Annotated in this window: 1 protein-coding gene; it reads right to left on the bottom strand. The window is 73.3% G+C overall.

All coding sequences use genetic code 11. The features are described from left to right. Positions 1-453, bottom strand: a 453-nt coding sequence (locus CWS39_RS28445) for a phosphatidylglycerol lysyltransferase domain-containing protein (protein WP_142386996.1), incomplete at both ends; no start/stop codon positions are given.

Here is a 453-nt window from a genome sequence, read left to right on the forward strand (position 1 = left end):
CCCGTGTCGCTTCGCTCCTGCCCGCCGGTGCCGTTTCCCTGAACCGCCTCCACCAGCAGGCAGTCCCCGTCGGCGGGATCGCCGAGGCGGCCCAGCGCCATCGAGAAGCCGCGCTCGGTCTCGGTGTCGCGCCAGGCGTCGGCCCGCTTGATCACCTCGGCCATCTCCTCGGGGGCGACATCGCGATGCCGGCGAATCCGCACCGTGACGCCGGCACGCCGGGCCCGTGTCACCGCTTGGCGCACCGCGCGCATGTCGGGGCCGGACAGCCGGAAGGTGTCGGGATGCAGGATCGCCTCATCGCCCAACTGCAGAGCGTTGAGCCCGGCATCGCGATACGCCTGGGCCGCCGCTGAACTCGCGCCCATCACGCCCGGCGCCCAGCCGTAGCTCTGGCACAACCGCAGCCACGCCTCGATGGCCTGGGGCCAGGCCCGCGGATCGCCGAGCGGA

Source organism: Mycobacterium hubeiense (assembly GCF_002838065.1).
Classification (GTDB): Bacteria; Actinomycetota; Actinomycetes; order Mycobacteriales; family Mycobacteriaceae; genus Mycobacterium; species Mycobacterium hubeiense.